Source organism: Pseudomonas sp., assembly GCF_033723075.1.
Lineage (GTDB): Bacteria > Pseudomonadota > Gammaproteobacteria > Pseudomonadales > Pseudomonadaceae > Aquipseudomonas.
The window spans coordinates 1-4,546 of the sequence record NZ_JAWVXU010000051.1; the positions used below are offsets into that span (position 1 = coordinate 1).

Genomic DNA, 4,546 nt, shown 5'->3' on the forward strand with positions numbered 1-4,546 from the left:
CTGCACATGCATGCTCAGGCCGGCGTGATTGACCGCCACACCCTTGGGCTGGCCGGTGGAGCCTGAGGTGTAGATCAGATAGGCCAGATTAAGCGGATGCAGCGCGACAGCGGGCGCCGATGATGGGTAAGCCGACAGATCGAGCTGATCCAGGCACAGCGTGTCCACGGCCGGCAGCCGCCCGGCCAGGTCGCTGCTGGTGACCAGCCATTGCAGGCCCGAGTCCTCGACCATATAGGCCAGGCGCTCGCGCGGGTAGCCGGGGTCCAGGGGGACGAAGGCGCCGCCGGCTTTAAGGATCGCCAGCAGGCCGACGATCATCGCGTTGCCGCGCTCCAGGGACAGTCCGACCCGCGCCTCCGGGCCGACGCCGCGTTCGATCAGCAGATGGGCCAGGCGGCTGGCCTGGGCTTCCAGCTCGGCATAGCTGAGGCGCTCGCCACCATGCACCAGGGCGATGGCGTCGGGACGCAGACGCGCCTGTGCGGCGATCAGCGCGGGCAGCAGGCGGGTCGGGTCATGGGCTTGCCGGCACTGGTTCCACACGGCCAGGCGTTGCTGCTCGGCGTTATCCAGCAGCTGCAATGCCGCCAGCGGCCGTGACACGTCGCCCAGCAACTGCTCCAGGGCCTGCCGCAGCAACGCCTCGATCCGGGCAATCGCCGCCCCATCGAAACGCGCGCTGTCATAGGCCAGCAGCAGGTTCAGGGCATCGCCCGGCAATACCGCCAGGGCCAGGGGGTAATGGGTGAACTCATGACTGTGCGGCGTACCCAGGCGCAGGTCGCCGCGTTCGGCTTGCCGCAACGCATCGCCCAGGGGGTAGTTCTCGAACACCACCAGGTTGTCGAACAGCGCCTCGCCGCCGAATTCGGCCCAGCGTTGCAGATCGTACAGCGGCGTGTGTTGGTGTTCGCGCAGGGCCAGGTTGTGTTGCTGCAAGGCCGTCAGCCAGGCGCCGAGCGCCTGCCCCGGCGGCAGCTCGACCACCACCGGCAGGGTATTGATAAACAGGCCGACGATCTGCTCGGCGCCCGGCAGATCCGCCGGGCGCCCCGCCACCGTAGTGCCGAAGCACAGCGCACGCTTGCCGGTCAGGCGACTGAGCAGCAACGCCCAGGCGCCCTGGATCAGGCTGTTGAGGGTCAGGCCCTGACGCTGGGCGAAGCTGCGCAGGCGCCGCTGCAGCTCGCTGCTGAGCGCCAGCGGATGGCGCACATGGCCGCTGCCGGGGCTGCGGCACGGCAGGCTGCCGGCGACCCGGGTCGGCGCGTCGAGGCGCTGCAACTGCGGGCGCCAGAAGGCTTCGCTGGCGGCCGCGTCCTGCTGCGCCAGCCAGGCGATATGCGCGCGGAACTGGCCACGCGGCGGCGCCAGGCTGTCGCCGTGGTACAGCGCCAGCACCTCGCCGAGCAGCAGCCCGGTGCTCCAGCCGTCGAGCAGCAGATGGTGCAGGGTCCAGACCAGCACGAATCCTTGATCGTCGCGCTGCACCAGCAGCAGGCGCAGCAGCGGCGCCTCGGCCAGGTCGAAGCCGCGGTCGCGCTCGGCCAGGCAGAGAGCGTCGAGGCGCGCCTGAAAATCCCCGTCGACGAGCGGTTGCGGCTCACGCCAGTCGAGTTGCTGCCAGGGCAAGCCGACCTGGGCCTGCACCGTCTGCAACGGCGGCTCGCCCGCGACGATGCGCACGCGCAGCATGGCATGGCGTTGCAGCACCTGCTGCCAGGCCTGACGCAGGCGCTCGGGCACCAGCCCGCTGAGCGGCAGCACCAGCTGGTTGACGTAGCTGCTGGCGGAGTCGCCCAGCTGGCTGTGGAACAGCAGGCCCTGCTGCAGCGGCGACAGCGGGTAGATGTCCTCGACCCCCGGCAAGGCGTCGAGCGCCGCCTGATCGAGGCCGGCCAGGGCGACATCGCTGGGCGTCAGGCAACGCGGCGCATTCAGGCAATGGGCGCGGATCGCCTGCAGCTCGGTATGCAGACGCTGCAGCAGGCCCTCCAGAGTGGCGCGCTGCCAATGCCCGGGGCAGAAATCCAGATGCAGCTGCAGGCCGCCGTCGCGCTGCTCGGCATTGATCACCAGGGGCGCATCCAGGGTTGCATCGGCCTCACGCCAGAGGCCGGCGTCGAGCACCTGCAACGCGCCGGCGCCGGTTCCTTCGAACTGCCCGAGGTAGTTGAACAACAGTTGCGGCTTCACCCCGGCCAGCGCGCCCTGCTGTTGCAGCAAGCCATAAGCCAAGCCGCCATCGGCCACCGCGCGCAGCTGTTCCTTGATCGCCTTGAGGCTGCCCGGCAGATCGGCCGCCGGCCGCAGGTTCAGCGGATAGAGGCTGGTGAACCAGCCGACCGTGCGACTCAGGTCGATGTCCTCGAACAGCGGCGCGCGGCCATGGCTTTCCAGGTGCAGGCTGAGGGTCGGCTGTTCGCTCCAGGCGCAGAGCACCCGCGCCAGTGCGCTCAGCAACACCTCGTCGGCGCGCAGGCGATAGGCCTGCTGCGCACCCTGCAACAGCTCGCGGGTCGGCTCGGCCGCCAGTTTCAGGCTCAGGCGTTGGCGCTGGCCTTCACGGGCCAGGGTCGCGCTCATCGTCGGCAAGGCGCCAACCGCCTGTTCCTGCGCCGACCAGAACCCGTGTTGGGCCTGCACCGCGTCGCTCTCGCTCCAGGCCTGCAGACGTTCGCCCCAGTCCCTGAAGGCGCTGGTTTTTTCCGCCAGTTGCAAGGGCTGACCGGCCTGCAACTGCCTATAGGCACGCGGCAGATCCTCCAGCAGCACGCGCCAGGACACGCCGTCCACGGCCAGGTGATGGATGGTCAGCAGCAGGCGGTCACGCTGGCCGGCCTGGCGCAGATAGAGCGCCCGCAGCAGCGGGCCCTGCTGCAGGTCGAGGCTGCTCTGGACCTCGCGGCAGCGCGCCTCGGCGTCGGCATGGTCGCTAGCCTGGTACTCCTGCAGCAGGGTCTGAGCGCCGGCCTCGGTCGGCGAAGCATGCCATTGCTGCCAGCCGCCATCACCACCGCACGAGTAGCGCAGGCGCAAGGCATCGTGATGCCGTACCAGCGCCTGCAACGCCCGCTCCAGCAGCGCCGGCTCGAAAGGCTCGCCCAGCTCGAACAGCAGGTACTGGTTGCAGGCGGCCAGGCCTTCGCGTTCGAGCAAGCGCGCCTGGATCGGCAGCAAGGGCGCCGGGCCGGCAATAGGCGTCTGTTCGGCGCGCGGCGCGCTTACCTCGCGGGCCACCGCGGCCAGCTCGGCCAATGTCTGCTGCTGGAATACATCCTTGGGCGTCAGGCCCAGACCCTGCTGACGTGCACGGCTGACCACCTGCAACGCAACGATGGAGTCGCCGCCCAGCTCGAAGAAGTGATCGCTGCGGCCTACCCGCTCGACACCCAGCACCTGCTGCCAGATCGCCACGAGGATTCGTTCGTTATCGCCCTGCGGTGCCTGGTAATCCGCGCTCTGCCACTGCGGCTCCGGCAATGCCGCGCGGTCCAGTTTGCGCGCCGGGGTCAGCGGCAGGCTGTCCAGCTGCAGCAGTTGCGCCGGCAGCATATAGTCCGGCAGCTGCGCCGCCAGCCGTTGTTTGATCTCACTTAGATCCAGCTCGCCGCGGCCAACGAGATAGCCGACCAACTGCTTGCCGCTCGGCGTATCGCGGGCCACCACCGCCGCTTCGGCGATTTGCGGCTGGGCCAGCAGCTGGCTTTCGATTTCGCCCAGCTCGATGCGGAAGCCGCGGATCTTCACCTGATGGTCGACCCGGCCCAGGTAATCCAGGGCACCGTCCTCGCGCCAGCGCACCAGATCGCCCGTGCGGTACATCCGCTCGCCGGGTTCGCCAAAGGGATCGGGCAAGAAGCGCTCGGCGGTCAGATCCGGGCGCTGGTGATAACCGCGGGCCAGGCCGACTTCGCCACCGATATACAGCTCGCCGGCCACGCCGATCGGCAGCAGATTGAGTTCGCTATCCAGCACATAGCAGCGCCGTGGACCGACCGGGGTACCGATGGGGGCGTAGGCAGCCTCCAGCTCATCACCGGCAAAGGCTTCCCAGATCAGCGGGGTGACCACGGTTTCGGTGGGGCCGTAGCCGTTGACGATGCGTGTGGGTTTCAACACCCGCTGCATGCGCTCGTAGGTCTCGCGGGTAAAGGCTTCGCCGCCCAGGGTCCAGGAACGAACATTGAGCGTAAGTGACTGCGACTCGATCCAGTCGAGCAACTGCACCGCATAGCTGGGCGGAAAGATGGCGATGGTGACGCCTTCGTCCTGCAGCACCTGGCAGGTCTGCTCGGCGCTCCATAGCTGCTGATCGCGGATTACCAGGCGGCTGCCAAAGGCCAGCGGTACGGTCCAGCGCTCCACCGCGCCGTCGAAGCTGATCGAGGCGAAATGCAGCTCCACATCCTCCGGGGTCATGCCGTAGCGCTGGCCGATGCACTGCACATGCATGCTCAGGCCGGCGTGATTGACCGCCACACCCTTGGGCTGGCCGGTGGAGCCTGAGGTGTAGATCAGATAGGCCAGATTAAGCGGATGC

Annotated in this window: 1 protein-coding gene; it reads right to left on the minus strand. The window is 68.5% G+C overall.

The window, feature by feature from the left end; translation table 11 throughout:
* A partial coding sequence (locus R3355_RS24195) for a condensation domain-containing protein (protein ID WP_318963679.1) occupies nt 1-4,546 on the minus strand: 4,546 nt, incomplete at both ends.